Source organism: Shinella sp. WSC3-e, assembly GCF_945994535.1.
In the GTDB taxonomy this organism is placed as follows: Bacteria; Pseudomonadota; Alphaproteobacteria; order Rhizobiales; family Rhizobiaceae; genus Shinella; species Shinella yambaruensis.
The window spans coordinates 397231-414802 of the sequence record NZ_OZ000531.1; the positions used below are offsets into that span (position 1 = coordinate 397231).

Sequence of the window (17572 nt, forward strand, 5' to 3'; positions counted from 1 at the left end):
TCGAGACCGTGTTGGCCTAACGATGCGCGGCGATCGAAATCATGTCAATGTAGATAATAATCTCATGACAATTATTGTTTCACCGCCCATTTCGCGGGCATCCGCACTCAAATCGCGAGCAGCAGCGCCTCCGGGTTCCCGCTGGCCAGCGAAGCCAGGATGCCGAGGCCCGTGCGAAGTTCCTGCTCCGTCGTCGAGCCGAGGGAGATGCGCACGGCGGGCTGCCAGCCCTGGTCGGCGGTGCGGAAGGAGGAGCCGGGCGCGATGGCGACGCCGCGCAGGCGGGCCTGCGAGACGAAACCCTCCTCCGTATGCCCTTCCGGCAGCGGCAGCCAGACATGCAGGCTCTGCGGATGCGAGCGATAGGGCAGGCCCGCGAAGATCTCCTCCGCGATGGCGTGGCGCGCCGCCAGCGCCCGGCGCTGCCAGGTGACGAGTTCCATCGCCGTGCCGTCGCCGACCCAGCGCGTGGCGATCTCGGCGATCGAGGGCGTCGCCATCCAGTTCGAGACGAGGTGCCGGTTGGCGACGGCCGCGACATAGCGGTCGGGCGCGGCGAGATAGCCGATGCGCAGGCCCGGCACCGTGATCTTGGTGAAGCTCGTCACGTAGAGCGTGCGCTCCGGCGCGTAGGCGGCGAGCGGCGGCGCCCTCTCCTCGACGAGCGGCCCCAGAATGTCGTTCTCGATGATCGCGATATCGTGGCGCCGCGCCACCTCGGCCAGCGCCTGCCGGCGCTCTCCGCTCATCAGCGTCGCGGCCGGGTTGATGACGGAGGGCTGCAGGAACACGGCACGAATGACGCCCTTGCGGCAGGCCTCGTCCAGCGCCTCGGGGATCATGCCGTCGCGGTCGATCGGCAGGCCTTCGAGATGGAGGCCGAGATAGGTGGAAAGCGGCACCAGCGTGTGGTGACTGATCGCCTCCGTGGCAACGGTCGCGCCGGGCGGGGCGACGCTCATCAGCGCCACCGTCATGCCCGACGTCGCGCCGTTGGTGAGGCTGATGTTGAGCGGCGAGATGTCGAGCCCGCAGCGCGCCAGCCATTCGGCCGCGACGGTCCGGTGGCGCGGGAAGACCATGTTGGGGCGGAAGGAGAGCGCCGAGCTCGACGGCAGGTTTTCCGCGAGCCATCCGAAGGCCTCACGCATGCGCTCCAGGTGGATCTGCTCGCAGACGGGTTTCAGGATCGACAGGTCGACCAGCTCGCCGAGCCGCTCGGGCAGGTAGGGCGGTTCCGGCTCCTTCGGCCGCGTCTGCACGAAGGAGCCGCGGCCGATCTCGCCGGAGATCAGGCCGCGGCGGATCAGCTCGTCATAGGCGCGGCTGACGGTCTGCACGGAAAGTTTCAGGTCGTCGGCAAGCTTGCGGTGTGGCAGAAGGCGTGTACCGTTGGGCAGCAGCCCTTCCTGGATGGCGCGGGCGATCTGCTCGGCGAGAGAAAGGTAGGCCGGCCGGCGCAATTGGGATATATCGGGTCGCCAATTTGTCATGATTTCAACAGTGCTCAAATTCAGTTCAATTGACAACGCCAAAATGCCTTTCCATGGTCTTTTTCTCGGCTTTGACATGATATCCGCCCGGAGGGCGACCGCATGAAACTCGACGCCATCGACCTGCGCATCCTGGAGGCGATCCAGGAGAACGGGCGCATCACCAAGCTGGCGCTGGCGGAAAAGGCGGGCCTATCCCCGACGCCCTGCTGGCTGCGGCTGCGCAAGCTGGAAAAGGCGGGCATCGTCACGGGCTATCATGCGCGCGTCGCGGTGCGGCGCCTGGCGCCGGTCGCCAGCGTCATGATGGAGGTGACGCTGGCCAACCACCGGCAGGCCGATTTCGACCGCTTCGAGCGCGCGGTGGCGGCAACACCGGAGATCGTCGCCTGCTGGTCCGTCGGCGGCGGCGTCGATTACATCCTGAAGATCATGGCCCCCGACATCGACGCCTACCAGCGCCTCGTCGACGACCTGCTCGACCGCGAACTCGGCATCGACCGCTACTTCACCTACATCGTCACCAAGACTGTGAAGGAGGAGACCGCGCTGCCGCTGACGACGCTGCTGCCGGCCCCGGACTGATATCGACGTAGAGAGATTGTCTATGGCCGGCGGTCGGTTTGGTCAAAGTCTCTGCGGCCGAGCCCGGCAATAGACAATCTGTCGCCGCGCCTCTGGCAGACTCACCGTCGACACAGCCAGAGGAGGCCGACATGACCGCCCTATTCGCCCGGACCGTTTTCCACGAAGCGCTCGCCCGCCTGGGCGATCCTCACCTGCTGCGCGAACTCTCCTATGTCGGCGGCCGCTGGGTGGCCGGCCGCGACGGCGACAGCTTCGCCGTGACGGACCCCGCCTCCGGCGCGACGCTCGCCTGGGTCGCCGCGCTCGATGCCGGCCAGACGTCGGAGGCGGTCTCGGCCGCGGCGCAGGCCTTCCCCGCCTGGCGGGACCTGCTGGCGCAGCAGCGCGCCGCGATCCTGCGCAAATGGCACGGGCTGATCCTCGAAGCGCGCGAGGACCTCGCGCTGCTGATGACGCTGGAACAGGGCAAGCCGCTCGCCGAATCCCGCGGCGAGATCGACTATGCCGCCTCCTTCATCGAGTGGTATGCCGAGGAGGGCAAGCGCCTCAATGCCGAGAGCGTGACGAGCCACCTGCCCGGCGCCGAGATGATCGTGCGCCGCGAGGCGCTCGGCGTCGTCGGCATCGTGACGCCGTGGAACTTCCCCTCCGCCATGATCACCCGCAAGGCCGCCGCCGCGCTTGCCGCCGGCTGCACCGTGGTCGCCCACCCTTCCAGCGAGACGCCGCTTTCCGCCCTCGCGCTTGCCGAACTCGGCGAACGGGCCGGCCTTCCGGTAGGCGTCTTCAATGTCGTGACGGGCGATGCCGCCACCATCGTCGGCTGCATGAACGCCGACGCCCGCGTGCGCGCCATGAGCTTCACCGGTTCGACGGAGATCGGCAAGCTGATCGCCGGCCAGTGCGCGCCGACCATGAAGCGCCTCGTCATGGAACTCGGCGGCCATGCGCCCCTGATCGTCTTTGCCGACGCCGATATCGAGAAGGCGGCCGACATCGCCGTCAACGCCAAGTTCGCCACATCGGGACAGGATTGCCTTGCCGCCAACCGCATCTATGTCGAGCGCCCCGTCCTTGCCGCCTTCACCAAGGCCTTCAAGGCCCGCATCGCGGCGCTGAAGGTCGGCGCCGGGCTGGAGGCGGATGTCGAGATCGGCCCGCTGATGCACGAGCGCGCCATCGCCAAGGTGGAGGAGCAGGTGGCCGACGCCGTGAAACACGGCGCGAAGGTCCTCACCGGCGGCAGGCGCCACAAGGCCGGCCCGCTGTTCTACGAACCGACGCTTCTGACCGAGGTTTCCGACGATGCGCTAATCATGCGCGAGGAAACCTTCGGCCCCGTCGCCGCCGTCACCGCCTTCGACAGCGAGGCGGAAGTGATCGCCCGCGCCAACGACACCGAATACGGCCTCGTCGCCTATGTGGTCACCGAGAACGGCGCGCGCCAGATGCGGCTTGCCCGCGCGCTGGAATACGGCATGGTGGCGGTCAACCGCGTGAAGATCACCGGCGGGCCGATCCCCTTCGGCGGCTGGAAACAATCCGGTGTCGGCCGCGAAGGTTCGCGCCACGGCATGGAGGCCTTCACGGAACTGAAATATCTCTGCATCGACACCGCTGCTTGAGCGCGGGCGCGTCTCCACCGGCTTGATTCCGGGCACCTGCTCCGGGCGCCCGCCCCCGAGGTGCCCAACCTCTCGATCGTCATCCTCGGGCTTGACCCGAGGATCCATGTGCTACCGAGATTGTGGATCCTCGGGTCAAGCCCGAGGATGACGGAGGGAGAGTGAGGATGACGATGGGAAAAAGGGAATGACGGTGAAAATATCGGACAACCGCGCCCCAGAACTCTAAAAACAACCGACTTCGAAAGGAAAAGACCATGCTCGACCGACGCAACGAACTCACCGCCTGGGACCGCGACCACTTCTTCCACCCCTCCACCCATATGGGCATGCACGCCCGCGGCGAGACGCCGACGCGCGTGATCGGCGGCGGCGAAGGCGTCTACATCACCGACACGAACGGCAAGACGAGCCTCGACGCCTTTGCCGGCCTCTATTGCGTCAATGTCGGCTACGGCCGCACGAAGATCGCCGACGCCATCGCAGAGCAGGCGAAGAACCTCGCCTACTACCACGCCTATGTCGGCCACGGCACGGAAGCCTCGATCACGCTGTCCAAGATGATCATCGACCGCGCGCCCGAGGGCATGAGCCGCGTCTATTTCGGCCTGTCCGGCTCGGATGCCAACGAGACCAACATCAAGCTCGTCTGGTACTACAACAACATCCTCGGCCGGCCGGAGAAGAAGAAGATCATCTCGCGCTGGCGCGGCTACCACGGCTCCGGCGTCATGACCGGCTCGCTGACCGGCCTCCATCTCTTCCACAATGCCTTCGACCTGCCGCGCGCGCCGATCCTCCACACGGAGGCCCCCTATTTCTTCCGCCGGCCGGACCGGTCGATGGACGAGGAACAGTTCGCGCAATATTGCGCCGACAAGCTGGAGGAGATGATCCTTGCCGAGGGCCCGGACACCGTCGCCGCCTTCATCGGCGAGCCGATCCTCGGCACCGGCGGCATCGTGCCGCCGCCGAAGGGTTACTGGCAGAAGATCCAGGCCGTGCTCGACAAGTACGACATCCTGCTGATCGCCGACGAGGTCGTCACCGGCTTCGGCCGCCTCGGCACGATGTTCGGCTCCGACCACTACGGCATGAAGCCCGCCCTCATCACCATCGCCAAGGGCCTCACCTCGGCCTATGCGCCGCTCTCCGGCACCATCGTCTCGGACAAGGTCTGGGAGGTGCTGGTGAAGGGCTCGGATGAACTCGGCCCCATCGGCCACGGCTGGACCTATTCCTCGCACCCGATCTGCGCCGCCGCCGGCGTCGCCAATCTCGAACTCATCGACGAGCTCGGCCTTGTGGAAAATGCCGGCTCCACCGGCGCCTATTTCCGCAGCGAACTCGCCAAGGCCGTCGGCGACCACAAGCATGTCGGCGAGGTTCGCGGCGACGGCCTGATGGCGGCGGTCGAATTCGTCGAGGACAAGGACGACCGCGCCTTCTTCGATCCGGGCAAAAAGATCGGCCCGCAGGTCTCCGCCGCCCTCCTGGAACGCGGCGTCATCGGCCGCGCCATGCCGCAGGGCGACATTCTGGGCTTCGCCCCGCCGCTGTGCCTGACCAGGGAAGAAGCGGACATCGTCGTGAAGGCGACGGCCGATGCGGTGAAGGCGGTTCTCGGCTAAGCCGGCCGGCAATCCACACCGGCACGAACCCATCGAGGGCGGGCGGCGCAACGCCGCCCGCCCTCGGCGCGCCGGCCTACTTCCGGTGATGCACCGGTTGGAGGGCGTAGACCGGCGTCGGGATGCCTTCCATGCGCGCCTTCAGCTGCAGGGCGAGATATTGCGAATAGTGGCGCGACTGGTGCAGGTTGCCGCCATGGAACCACAGCGCCTCCTGCTGCGTCGGCTTCCACATGTTGCGCTGCTCGCCCTCCCAGGGGCCCGGATCCTTCGGCGTATCCGAACCGAGACCCCAGACCTTGCCGACCTTGTCGGCGGTCTCCTGGTCGATGAGATCGGCGACCCAGCCGTTCATCGAGCCGTAGCCCGTCGCATAGACGATGACGTCGGCGGGGATTTCCTTGCCATCGGAAAGCCTGATGGCGTTTTCCGTGATCTCCTCCACCTGCCCCGCGGCAAGCTTCACCTTGCCGTCGATGATGAGCTGCGAGGCGCCGATGTCGATATAGTAGCCGGAGCCGCGGCGCAGGTACTTCATGAAGAGGCCCGAGCCGTCCGCGCCCCAGTCGAGCTGGAACCCGGCCTTTTCCAGCGCCGCGTAGAAATCGGCGTCGCGCTCGCGCATCTTGTCGTAGAGCGGGATCTGGAACTCGTGCATGATGCGGTAGGGCAGCGAGGCGAAGATGAGGTCGGCTTTCGCCGTCGTCACGCCGTTCGCCAGCGCCTGCTCCGAATAGAGCGAACCGAGGCCGATATCCATAAGCGTGTCGGAGCGCACGATATGGGTCGTCGAGCGCTGGATCATGGTGACGTCGACGCCGGCCTCGTAGAGCGCGGCACAGATGTCATGCGCCGAATTGTTCGAGCCGATGACCACGACCTTCCTGCCCTTGTAACCGTCCGGCCCCGGATGCTGCGAGGAATGGTGCTGCTCGCCCTTGAACCGCTCGCGGCCCTTGAAATCCGGGATGTTCGCCTTGCCGGACATGCCGGTCGCAAAGACCAGCTGCTTCGGCCGCAGCACCACCTCCTCGCCGTCGCGGTCGACGACGACTGTCCATTCCCTGGCGGCCTCGTCCCATTTGGCGGATTTGGCGGCGGAGCGCGTCCAGTAGTTCAGCTCCATGACCTTGGTGTAGAACTCCAGCCAGTCGCCGATCTTGTCCTTCGGCGCGAAGACCGGCCAGTTCTTCGGGAAATCGATATAGGGCAAGTGGTCGTACCAGACGGGATCGTGCAGGCAGAGCGACTTGTAGCGCTTGCGCCAGCTGTCGCCGGGCCGGTCGTTCTTTTCCAGGATGATCGTCGGCACGCCGAGCTGGCGCAGCCGCGCGCCGAGCGCGATGCCGCCCTGCCCGCCGCCGATGATGACGGTATAGGGCTGCTTTTCGTAGCCGAGCGTGCGTTCCTCTTCCTCGCGCTCCTCCTTCCAGGTCTTGGCGCCGACATTCTGGCCATGCCTGGCACCGAGCGGGCGCGTGAAGCCGGATTTCTCCTCGTGGCCCTTCAGTTCGGACAGCACCGTCAGCAGCGTCCAGATGAGGCCGTTCTTGAAGCGCACGAGGCCATAACCGCGCCCGACCGCCGTCTCGAACGAGATCCAGCTTTCCAGGACCCCATCCGCCTCCGTCGCCTCCTCGCCGTCGGCGACGCGCCAGTTGGAAGGCCTGGCGGTGGAGAGCTGCGATTGCAGCATGTCGCGCACCTGATCGTGCCCCTCGACGGTCTTGAGGTTCCAGGTGAAGGCGACGAGGTCGCGCCAGTAGCATTCCTCGGCGAAGAGGGCGACGGCATCGTCGATCCGGCCGGCTTCAAGGGCCGCGCCGAACGTATCGAGAAGCGTCTGGACGCGGGTGGTGGGGGTTTTGTCGAGCATATGTTTCTCCTCCTACTCAGGTGAAAGACGGGGCGGCTCCTCAACCGCCCCGCAAGACGGACCGGCCTAGCGGGACAGGTCGATCAGGATCTTCAGGTGCTTGCCGGCCGGGTCGAGCAACTGGTCGAACCCTTCCGAAACGGCCTCGCGGAGCGAGACATATTTCGTGACGATGCGGCTTGCCGGGATCTGGCCGCTGGCGATCAGCCGGGCGACGCGCGGCCAATAGTGGGTCGGATAGGCCCAGGAGCCGCGGATATCGATGTCCTTGAAGGTGACGTCGAACCAGTTCAGCGGGTTCTCGCCGGGGTGAAGCCCGGTCTGCACGACGACGCCCTGCTTGCGCACCGCATCGGCGCAGTTCTTCAGCGCGTGCTCGTTGCCGACGCATTCGATGGCGACATCGCAGCCGACGCCGCCCTCCGTCTCGGCGCGGATGACGTCGCCCACCTTTTCCGTCTTCGGATTGATGGTGCGCACCGTGCCCAGCGCCTCGCGCGCCAGCGCCAGCCGCGTATCGTTGAGATCGGAGAGGAAAATCTGCGAGGCGCCCGCGGCACGCGCCGCCATGGCGACGAGAATGCCGATCGGACCGGCGCCGGTGACGAGCACGCTGTTGCCGGCCGTCACGCCGCCGCGATCGCAGGCATAGACCGCGACCGCCGTCGGCTCGATGAGCGCGGCCTCCTCATCGCTCAGGGCGTCCGGAATGGGCTGGACATTGTAGTCGTTGAGAAGGGCGGCCTCGGCCATGCCGCCGGAATGCCAGGAAAGGCCGGCAAGCGCGAGGTTGCCGCTGAGATGAAAGAGGCCGCGATCGGCGTAGTAGTCGCCCTGGCGGGGCATGATGAGCGGCTGGATCGACACCCGGTCGCCGGGCCTCACATGCGCGACGCCCGCGCCGACCGCCTTGACGACGCCACCGAATTCGTGGCCGAGGATCTGCGGCCCGTGCGCGCCGGTGAAGGGATGCGGCTCCTTCGGCACGAAGATCGGGCCATAGGCATATTCATGCAGGTCCGTGCCGCAGATGCCGCAGAAGCGGTTCTCGACCAGCACCTCGCCCGGGCCGGGCGACGGCGGGGCATCGACCTCCTCGATGCGCAGATCCTTGGCGGCGTGAAAGCGCAGAGCTTTCATTGTGTTTCCTCCTGTTGTTCTTGCACAGGAAGGTCAGCAAGCGCCGTGCCAGACTGGCGGAGCGCCCGATTTCAATGCCTTTTCAAACGATTGCGAGGAAGAGGATTCCGCCGCCGGGCGAAATGCAACAGGTGGCGTGCAACAGGTGTTGCAGGCGCCGCGTCAGTTGAGACGCTTCAGGCGGCGGTGGATGGTCGAGCGGTTGACGCCGAGTTTGCGGGCGAGCGCGGAGACATTGTTGCCGCAATCGCTGAGCGCCTGGCGCAGTTCGCCGTCATCGTCGGACGGGGCGGCAACAGGCCCGGCGAAGAGATGGTCCGGCAGGCAGTCGACATCGATGACGCCGCCCTCGGAGAGCGCCGCGGCGACGCGCAGCGCATTGGAAAGTTCGCGCAGATTGCCCGGCCAGGCATGGGCCAGCAGGGCGGCCTGCGCCGCCTTGTCGATGCGGTAGGTCTCGCCGTTCTCCTTTTCGACGCGGGCGAGAAGCTGGTCGATCAGCCAGCCGAGATCCTGCCGTTCGCGCAAGGCCGGCAGGCTGAGCATCGCCGCATTCAGGCGATAGTAGAGATCCTGCCGGAAGCGGCCCTCCTTCACCAGGTCGGCAAGGTCGCGGTGCGAGGCGGAGAGCACGCGCAGGCGCACCGGGCGCGCCTTCAGCGCGCCGACCGGCTGCACCTCGTTTTCCGAAAGCACGCGCAGCAGCCGGCTTTGCAGCATAAGCGGCATGTCGCCGATCTCGTCGAGGAAGAGCGTTCCGCCGTTCGCCTCCTCGATCAGGCCGCGCTTGCCCTTCTGGCTGGCGCCGGTGAAAGCACCGGGCGTGTAGCCGAACAGTTCGGATTCGATGAGGTGTTCGGGGATCGCCGCACAATTGACGGCGACGAAATTGCCGCTGCCGCCGCAGCTGTCATGGATCGCGCGGGCGAGGAACTCCTTGCCGCTGCCGGTCTCGCCCTGGATGAGGATCGGGATGTCGCGCGCCGCAAGCTTCGCCGCCCGCGCCTGCACCCGCTCCATAGCAGTGTCGCCCTGGCTGAGGTCGCGCAACGCCCGCGGCAGACGCGGCGCCGGCATGTTCGGCGCGCGCAGGCTGACGGCGGGCGCGATGGCGCTGGCGAAGAGCACGAGGCCGTTTTTCGCGCGCAGCAGGCGTTCGCCGTTCGGCCGGCCGCGCATGAAACGCGGCAGGTCATCCACATCCATGTCGAAGACCTCGGAGATCGGCAGGCCGAGGAAATCGCGCGTCGCCAGGCCGCGCATGTTCATCGAGCGGGCGAGCGCGCCGAAACCGCCATGGGTCATGCCGGTGATGCGGCCGGAACCGTCGAGCGCGATGGCGGCGTCCGGATCGACGTCCAGGAATTCCGGCGAACGGGCAAGGCGCAGCACCCAGTCGTTGCGGGTGCGGGTCATGAGGTTGGCAAGCTCGATGCGCCGCGCGGTGGAGGTGGCAAGATGCAGCGCCAGCTGCTGGCTGGCCTTGGCGGTCGGCGAGCGGAGCTGGGAAATGTCGAGCACGGCGGTGAGGTCGCCCAAGGTGTCGAAGACCGGCGCGGCCGTGCAGGTCAGCCCGATATGGCTGGCATCGAAATGATCGTCCTGGTGGATGATGACCGGCTCGCCGGAGACGATGCAGGCACCGACGGCGCAGGTGCCCGCGCGGTTTTCCGACCATTCCGAGCCGAGATAGAGCCCCGCCTTGCGCAGCTGGTTGTCGAAGGTCGGATCGCCCATGAAATCGACGGTGACGCCGCGCGCATCGGACAGCAGCAGCACATAGTTCTGCCCGGCGACCTGGTTGAACAGGCCTTCGAGGCCGGAGCGGCCGATGCGGATCAGTTCCTCCGCCTGCTCGCGGTGCTCGCGCAGCTTCAGTTCGGGAACGATATAGGCTTCCTGGGCGATGGTCGGGTCGAGCTTGTAATCGTTGAGGCAGCGCAGCCAGGATTTGACGACGGGCGCATCGCGCGGGCTGACGGCGCCCATGCCGACGCGTTCGATCTCCCGTATGTGCGACAGCGTCGACACCATAAGACATCCTCCCGCCCGCATGGTGGCACAGGAGCCGCCGCGGGACAATCGCCCATAGGTCGGATGTAAAATGCCCTTGCGGGCGGTCAAGCCGTCGATGCCAGCCGCACGCGATGGCCGGGGGCGATCTCGGTGAGCGCGGAGGGCACCGGCGGCGTGAAGACATCCGGCGCCGCGCTGCCATCGGACACGAAGCGGCGCCCATCGGGCAGGGTCGCATCCGTCGCGAAAGCGGCCGCGCCCGGGTTCAGCGCCACATCCGGATCGGGAATGGCGGCGATCAGCCGGCGGGTATAGGGATGGGTCGGCGTCTCGAAGATCTGCCGCCAGCCGCCCTCCTCCACCACCTCGCCGAAGAACATCACCAGCACCCGGTCGCTCATGTGCTCGACGACGCTGAGGTCGTGGCTGATCATGATGTAGGAGAGGCCGAGCTTTTCCTGCAGATCGAGCAGCAGGTTGATGATCTGGGCGCGGATCGAGACGTCGAGGGCGGAGACCGGCTCGTCGAGCACGACGATCTCCGGTTCGAGGATGAGCGCGCGGGCGATGCCGATGCGCTGGCGCTGTCCGCCGGAGAACTCGTGCGGATAGCGGCGCGCCTGCTCGGGCGTCAGGCCGACATTCTTCAGCATGGCCTCGATTCGGCCCTCGATTTCCGACGCCGCGGTGACGCCGTGCAGCTTCAACGGCGCGGCAAGCGAGGTGCGCACGGACTGGCGCGGGTTCAGCGAGGCATAGGGGTCCTGGAAGACCATCTGCACCGCTTTGGCGCGCTGCATGCGGCCCGGCGCGCCGGGACCGGCAAGCGGCTGACCGCGATAGCGGATCGTGCCTTCCGTCGGCTCCTGGAGGCCGAGGATGGAGAGGGCCGTGGTGGATTTTCCGCAGCCGGATTCGCCGACGATCGACAGGCATTCGCCCTTGGCGAGGTCGAAGCTGATGCCGTTGACGGCGTGCAGCATGCGCCGTCCCGTGCCGAACAGGCCGCCGCCGGAAATCGGGAAGCGGACATGAAGATCGTCCACCTGCAGCAATGGCGCTGTCATAGCTGGCCCCTTTCCGCCCCGCGCGGCGCGATGAAACGCGTTTCCGTCAGCGTCGAGCGGTCGGCGATGATGCTGTCGATATCGACGAGACGCTGGCGGCCGTGCGCGCTGCGGCTGCCGAGGCGCGGCAGGGCGCCGAGCAGGCCGCGCGTATAGGCGTGGCGGGGATTTTCGAAGAGCGCCCGCGTCTCGTTCTCTTCCACGAGGCAGCCGGCATACATGACGCCGACGCGCTGGCAGATGCTGGCGATGACGCCGAGATCGTGGCTGATGAAGAGCACGGCCGTACCCCGCGCGGCGCAAAGCTCCTTGATCAACCGCAGCACCTCGGCCTGCACAGTGACGTCGAGCGCTGTCGTCGGCTCGTCGGCGATGAGGAGGTCGGGGTTGCAGGCGAGCGCCATGGCGATCATCACGCGCTGGCGCAGGCCGCCGGACATCTGGTGCGGATAGTTCTTCGCGCGGCGGTCGGGATTGGGCACGCGCACATTGCCCAGCGCCTCGACGGCAAGCTTTTCCGCCTCGCCCCAGCTCTTGCCCTGGTGCAGCACGAACATCTCGGCGATCTGCCGGCCGACCGTGGACAGCGGGTTCAGCGCCGTCATCGGCTCCTGGAAGATCATGGCGATGCGGTTGCCGCGCAGGCGCCGCATCTCGCGCTTCGGCAGGGAAAGCAGGTTCTGGCCCTTGAACAGGATCTCGCCGCCGAAGACGGCGAGCGGTTTCTTCAAAAGCCCCATGACGGCCAGCGAGGTGATCGACTTGCCGGAACCGGATTCGCCGACGAGCCCGTAGGCTTCGCCCGGCATGATCTGGAAGGTGACGTCTTTCAGAAGCGGATGGTGGGCGGAGCGGCCGAGGGCGACGCCGAGGCGAAGGTTCCGGATGTCAAGAAGCGGCGCGGTCATGGCTTGCGCGTCCTCATATGCGGGTCGAGGCTGTCGCGCAGGCCGTCACCCAGAAGGTTGAAGCCGAGCACGGAGAGGAAGATGGCAAGGCCGGGGAAGATCGCCACCCAGGGCGCAAGCTGGATGAGCTGGCGCGCATCCGTCAGCATCGAGCCCCAGCTCGGGAACGGCGGCTGGATGCCGAGACCGAGAAAGGAGAGCGCGGCCTCGGAAAGGACGGCCGAGCCCATGCCGAGCGTCGCCATGACGAGGATCGGCCCCATCATGTTGGGCAATATCTGCGTGAACATGATGCGCAGGTCCCCGTAGCCGAGCGTCTGCGCTGCCTGCACATAGCCCTGCGATTTCAGCGACAGCGTCGAGGAGCGGGCGATGCGGCAGGTCCAGCTCCAGTTGGTGAGGCCGAGCGCGATCAAAAGCGACGGCAGGCCGGGGCCGAGCACCGCCATGACGGCGAGCGCGAAGATCAGCGAGGGGATGGCGAGCATGACGTTGGTGAGGCCGTTCACCAGGTCGTCCCACCAGCCGCCCCAGTAGCCGGCGGTCATGCCGAGCGTGACGCCGATGACCGAGTTGATCACCTGCGAGACGATGCCGACCGTCAGCGAGATCTGCGCGCCGTAGAGGATGCGGGTATAGACGTCACGCCCCTGCCCGTCCGTGCCGAACCAGAAGGTGGCGTCGGGCGGCAGTTCGGAACTCATCAGGTCCGCGTCGAGCACCGGATCGAAGGGCGCGATCCACGGGGCGAGCACGCCGGCGAGGATGACCAGCGCCGTCAGGCTCGCGCCGAGCCAGAAGTTGAAGCCGAGGCGCATTCCCGTCACTCCTGCTTGATGCGCGGATCGATCGCGGCATAGATCAGATCGACGGCGGTGTTGATGACGAGGAACCACAGCACGATGACGAGGATCGTGCCCTGCACCACGGGAATGTCGCGGATCGCCACGCTGTCGACCAGCAGGGAGCCGATGCCGGGCCAGGCGAACAGCTTCTCGATGACGACGGCCTGGCCGATCAGCGAGCCGAACTGCAGGCCGACCGTGGTGACGATCAGCACCAAGGCGTTCCGCGCCACATGCCAGCGCACGACCTTCGCCTCGCTCATGCCCTTGGAATGGGCGGTGCGGATGAAATCGGCGTTGAGCACATCGAGCACGCCCGCCCGCGTGGTGCGCGCAAGAAGCGCCAGCGGCGTGACGCCGAGGGTGACGGCGGGCAGGATGAGGTTGCGGAACGAGCCGTCGCCATAGCCGAAGCTCGGCAGCCAGTTCAGTTGCAGGGCGAAGAGATACATCATCAGGAGGCCCAGCCAGAACTGCGGCATGGACAGGCCCGAGACCGCGCCGATCATCGTCACCGTGTCGAGCACGGAGCCCGGCCGGAGCGCCGCGAGGAAGCCGAGCGGCACGCCGACGACGAGGGCGAAGACCATGGCGGCGATGGCGAGTTGCAGCGAGGCCCACATGCGGTCGTTGATGAGGTCGATCACTGGCTGGCGCGTGCGGAAACTGGTGCCGAGGTCGAACTGCGCAAGATCCGTGACATACGTCGTGAAGCGCTCGATCAGCGGCTTGTTGAGGCCGAACTCCTCGTTGAGGCGGGCGGTCATCTGCGGATCGGCGGCGCGCTTGCCATCGGCGAAGAGGCTGGCGGCGAAGGTTCCGGGCACGACGGAGAAGATGACGAAGATCAGCAGCGCCACCACGACGACCGTCGGAATGATCTGGAAGATGCGGCGCAGGGTGAAGCGAAGCATGAGCGGTTCCGTTTTGGCCGCCCGGACGGGCGCGACAATCGATGCGGGGGCGACATCGATGCCGCCCCCGAACCCCTCAAGGCTTATTTGCGCGAATCCGGCGCGGTCTCGTCGATCCAGATCTCGTCATAGGGCTGGACCGCCAGTTCCGTCGCGTTGGGAACGAGGCCGTGGATCCACGGCTGGTAGGCCATGACTGCCTTGTTGTAGTTGAAGAACCAGACGGGCGCGTCGTCCTGCACGATGTTGTTGGCCTGGCGCAGGAGGTCGTTCTGCTTGGCGGGGTCCCGCTCCTGCTGGGCCGCGTCATAGAGCTTGTCGAACTCGGCGCTCGCATAGCTCGTATAGTTGCAGGCCGATTGCGCCGTCTTGGAGTGGTAGCAGCGCAGCGCATTCAGCGGGTCGGGACCGGAGAGATTCGACCAGATGAAGGCCTGGAAGTTGTTGGTCGTCACCGCCTCGCCGAGCGCCGAGCTTTCCACCGGCTTCGGCTTCACGGTGATGCCCACCTTCTGCAGCATCGGCAGGATGGCCTCGACGATCGGCACGCCCCAGCTTTCGTTCGGGCTCGCCGTTACCTCGAATTCGAAGCCGTCGGCATAACCCGCTTCCGCCAGCAGGGCCTTGGCCTTTTCCGGATCGAAGGCATAGGCCGGCTTGTCCTTGTCGAAGGCCGGCGAGGAGATCGGCAGCCAGCCGGAAGCCGGATAGGCCTTGTTCTTGACGAGGCGCTCGATGATCAGCGGTGCGTTGATGGCATGGTTGATCGCCTGGCGCACCCGCTTGTCCTTGAAGGGCTCGAAGGCCGGGTTGAAGCCGATGTTGCGGGTATAGACCTCGGCGACCTCCAGCAGTTGCCCCTTCAGCGCGTCCTCGCCCTGATAGGCCTGGTACTGCGTGGGGCCGAGGATGGAGACGTCGATCTCCTTGTTGCGGAAGGCAACGTCGCGCGCGGCATCCTCGGCCATCAGCACGATGTTGATGCGGTCGAGATAGGGCTTGCCCTCCTCGTAATACTTGTCGAACTTCTCGACGACGATCTGCGAGCCCGGAACATGCTCCTTGAAGGTGAAGGCGCCGAGGCCGACGGGGGACTTGCCGAAGCTCGATTCGTCCTCGACATTCGACGGATAGATGACCGTCGTGTTCTGCATCAGCGGGAAACCGGGATTGATCGGGCCGGTATAGGTGATCTCCAGCGTGTTGTCGTCGATCTTCTTCAGGCCGGAAATCTCCTCGGCCTTGCCGGCGATATAGTCGTCCGCACCCTTGATATTGGCGATGAAACTCGCCCCCGGGAAGGCATTCTTCGGATTGGCGATGCGCTTGTAGCTGTAGATGAAGTCATCCGCCGTCAGCGGCTTGCCGTTGTGGAAGACGGCATTCTTGCGCAGGTGATAGGTATGGACCGTGCCGTCCTCGGAAACATCCTCGGAATCCGCCAGTTCCAGCACCGGCTTGTTCTGGATCGAGTCCCAGCTGTAGAGCGCGCGGTGGATCGCCTGGGTGATGAACTCTTCCTGCGTGTTGGGGCTCGCCTGCACGTCGAGCGTGGCGAAGCTCGATCCGTAGGGTGCGGTGAAGACGAGCGTCCCGCCCTGGCGTTCGCCCGCGGCGAGCGCCCCGGAAGCCACGCCGAGGCTGAGCATTGCGGCCAGTGTCAGTGTCTTGAGCATGTCGTTCTCCCTCTCGTGCCGTTTTCGGCATCGTTTCAGTTCAGTCCGGCAGGCGTTTACCGCGCATCATGCACGACACGGCCTGCAAGCAGGGTCAGCAGGCAGCGCGTGCCTGAGAGAATGGTTTTCGGCTCCGCGGCGAGAAGATCGTTGTCGAAGACCGCGATATCCGCCCATTGGCCGGGTATGAGCCGGCCCTTTACGCCCTCGGCCTTCTGGGAATAGGCGCCGTGTTCCGTATAGGCCTGCAGCGCCTCCTCCGGGCTCAGCCGCTCGGACGCGTCCATCACCGTGCCCTTGCCGGTCTGGCGCGTGATCATCGCGTGAAGGTTCGGGAAGGGATCGGGCGAGCAGACCGGCGAATCCGAACCGGTCGAGGGGTTGAGGCCCATGCGCATCCAGGTGCCGATCGGATAGGACGGCTTGCCGCGCGCCTCGCCGAGCACGGAAATGTAGCTGTCGCCGAAATCGTGGATGAAGGCCATCTGCGGCGCGGGCAGGATGCCGGCGGCCTGCATGCGCGCATGCTGTTCTGGCGTGGAGAAGCCGCAATGCTCGATGCGGTGGCGGCGGTCGGGATCCGGGTTGGCGGCGAGCGCCTTCTCATAGGCCGTGATCAGCTGTTCGATCGCCCCGTCGCCGATGGCATGGCAGACCATCTGGTAGCCGCGATCGTGGCAATCGCGAACGACCGCCTCGACCGTCTCGTCCGGCAGCATCTGCACGCCGATATTGTCGGGTTCGCCCTCATAGGGCTTCGTCATCCAGGCGGTGCGCCCGCCGGCCGAGCCGTCGAGGAAGACCTTCACGCCGCCGACGCGCAGCATGTCGTCGCCGGCACCCGACAGCAGCCCGGCGCGCCAGGCGTCCTCGACGATGGACACGCCGGGATCGCCGAGCAGCGTCAGCCAGACGCGCACCGGCAGGCGGCCGGACAGTTTTGCCATCTCATAGGCCTGGATCTCGGCGAACCCGGCGACATGGCCGACCGCCGCATCCATGCAGCTGGTGATGCCGAAGGAAAGCAGATGCCGGCCGGCCCGCTCGATGCCGTCGATCAGCTCCTCGGTGGTCGCCGGCGGCATGACGGCCTTGACGAGGTTCTGGGCGTTCTCCGCGAGAAAGCCGTTGAGCTTCCCGTCGGTGATGCCGATCACGCCACCATCGGGCACCGGCGTCGCCTCGCTGATGCCGGCAAGCTCCAGCGCGCGGGAATTGGCGATGGAGACATGGCCGCAGGCGCGCGTCAGCAGGACCGGGTGATCGGGCGCGGCGCGGTCGAGATCGTCCCGCGTCGGGTGGCGGCCGGTGTCGAGCTTGACCTGGTCATAGCCGCGGGCGCGCACCCAGCCGCCCTCCGGCGTCGAAGCCGCGCGCTCGGCAATGCCCTTCATCAGGGTTGCAAGCGTCGGCGCGGCTGCGGGCGTCGCATCGACGAAGCCCATGGCGATGCCGGTCGCGATGAGATGCAGGTGGTTGTCGATGAGGCCGGGCGTCGCAAAACGGCCCTCGAGGTCGATCACTTCGGTCGCCGCCCCCTTCAGGCTCAGCATGTCGGCCGTGCTGCCGGTTGCCAGAACCTTGCCCTGCCAAATGGCCAGGGCCTCGCAGATGCCTTCCTCCCGCCCCCGCCAGATGCGGCCATTGATGAGGACAAGATCGGCTTCAATTCCGAATGCCATGCACAGCTCCCCCTGTCGGCACCGGCGAACCAGCGCCCATTTCCTCCACGCGCAAACTGAAAGGTTGCGGCGGGCTTGGCCAATTCGCTTTTGGCACGATCCTATGCGAAA

At 66.3% G+C, this 17572-nt stretch carries 13 protein-coding genes; 3 read left to right on the top strand and 10 right to left on the bottom strand.

The window, feature by feature from the left end; all coding sequences use genetic code 11:
- Nucleotides 1-107 precede the first annotated feature (107 nt).
- Nucleotides 108-1493 carry a MocR-like ectoine utilization transcription factor EhuR gene (gene ehuR, locus AABF56_RS25040; RefSeq protein ID WP_443021171.1) on the bottom strand — a complete coding sequence of 462 codons (1386 nt, stop codon included), beginning with the start codon at nt 1491-1493 and terminating at the stop codon, nt 108-110.
- 102 nt (nt 1494-1595) lie between these two features.
- On the opposite strand from ehuR, the gene AABF56_RS25045 reads away from it, so the two are divergent.
- The 3 genes from AABF56_RS25045 to AABF56_RS25055 all read left to right on the top strand — a co-directional run bounded on the left by AABF56_RS25045 (nt 1596) and on the right by AABF56_RS25055 (nt 5337).
- Complete coding sequence (locus tag AABF56_RS25045; RefSeq protein ID WP_064332869.1) at nt 1596-2078, top strand: Lrp/AsnC family transcriptional regulator; 483 nt, start codon at nt 1596-1598, stop codon at nt 2076-2078.
- 131 nt (nt 2079-2209) lie between these two features.
- Complete coding sequence (locus tag AABF56_RS25050) at nt 2210-3706, top strand: NAD-dependent succinate-semialdehyde dehydrogenase (RefSeq protein WP_272807724.1); 1497 nt, start codon at nt 2210-2212, stop codon at nt 3704-3706.
- A 257-nt stretch (nt 3707-3963) separates the two neighbouring features.
- Complete coding sequence (locus AABF56_RS25055) at nt 3964-5337, top strand: aspartate aminotransferase family protein (RefSeq protein ID WP_272807723.1); 1374 nt, start codon at nt 3964-3966, stop codon at nt 5335-5337.
- Between the two features lie 76 nt (nt 5338-5413).
- Here AABF56_RS25055 and AABF56_RS25060 read toward each other — a convergent pair whose 3' ends face one another.
- The 9 genes from AABF56_RS25060 to AABF56_RS25100 form a co-directional block, all read right to left on the bottom strand.
- A complete protein-coding gene (locus AABF56_RS25060) occupies nt 5414-7213 on the bottom strand; it encodes an NAD(P)/FAD-dependent oxidoreductase (protein WP_272807722.1) in 1800 nt (599 codons plus the stop codon).
- 66 nt (nt 7214-7279) lie between these two features.
- The gene (locus AABF56_RS25065) at nt 7280-8353 is read right to left on the bottom strand and encodes a 2,3-butanediol dehydrogenase (protein WP_272807721.1); all 1074 of its coding nucleotides are present in this window, start codon (nt 8351-8353) and stop codon (nt 7280-7282) included.
- A gap of 162 nt (nt 8354-8515) precedes the next feature.
- Nucleotides 8516-10387: a sigma-54-dependent Fis family transcriptional regulator gene (locus tag AABF56_RS25070; RefSeq protein ID WP_272807720.1), complete on the bottom strand. Its 1872-nt coding sequence runs from the start codon at nt 10385-10387 to the stop codon at nt 8516-8518.
- 86 nt (nt 10388-10473) lie between these two features.
- Entirely contained in the window at nt 10474-11436 is a 963-nt protein-coding gene (locus AABF56_RS25075) for an ABC transporter ATP-binding protein (protein WP_272807719.1), read from the bottom strand.
- Nucleotides 11433-12344 (bottom strand): ABC transporter ATP-binding protein, encoded by a 912-nt coding sequence (locus tag AABF56_RS25080; RefSeq protein WP_272807718.1) that lies wholly within the window; start codon nt 12342-12344, stop codon nt 11433-11435. The genes AABF56_RS25075 and AABF56_RS25080 overlap by 4 nt, the downstream gene beginning before the upstream one ends.
- A complete protein-coding gene (locus AABF56_RS25085; protein ID WP_272807717.1) occupies nt 12341-13162 on the bottom strand; it encodes an ABC transporter permease in 822 nt (273 codons plus the stop codon). Before AABF56_RS25085 ends, AABF56_RS25080 begins: the two co-directional genes overlap by 4 nt.
- A gap of 5 nt (nt 13163-13167) precedes the next feature.
- Complete coding sequence (locus tag AABF56_RS25090; protein ID WP_272807716.1) at nt 13168-14103, bottom strand: ABC transporter permease; 936 nt, start codon at nt 14101-14103, stop codon at nt 13168-13170.
- An 83-nt stretch (nt 14104-14186) separates the two neighbouring features.
- Nucleotides 14187-15779, bottom strand: a complete 1593-nt coding sequence (locus AABF56_RS25095; RefSeq protein ID WP_272807715.1) for an ABC transporter substrate-binding protein — start codon at nt 15777-15779, stop codon at nt 14187-14189.
- Nucleotides 15780-15835: 56 nt separating this feature from the next.
- Entirely contained in the window at nt 15836-17461 is a 1626-nt protein-coding gene (locus tag AABF56_RS25100; protein ID WP_272807714.1) for an amidohydrolase, read from the bottom strand.
- Between the last annotated feature and the right edge of the window lie 111 nt (nt 17462-17572).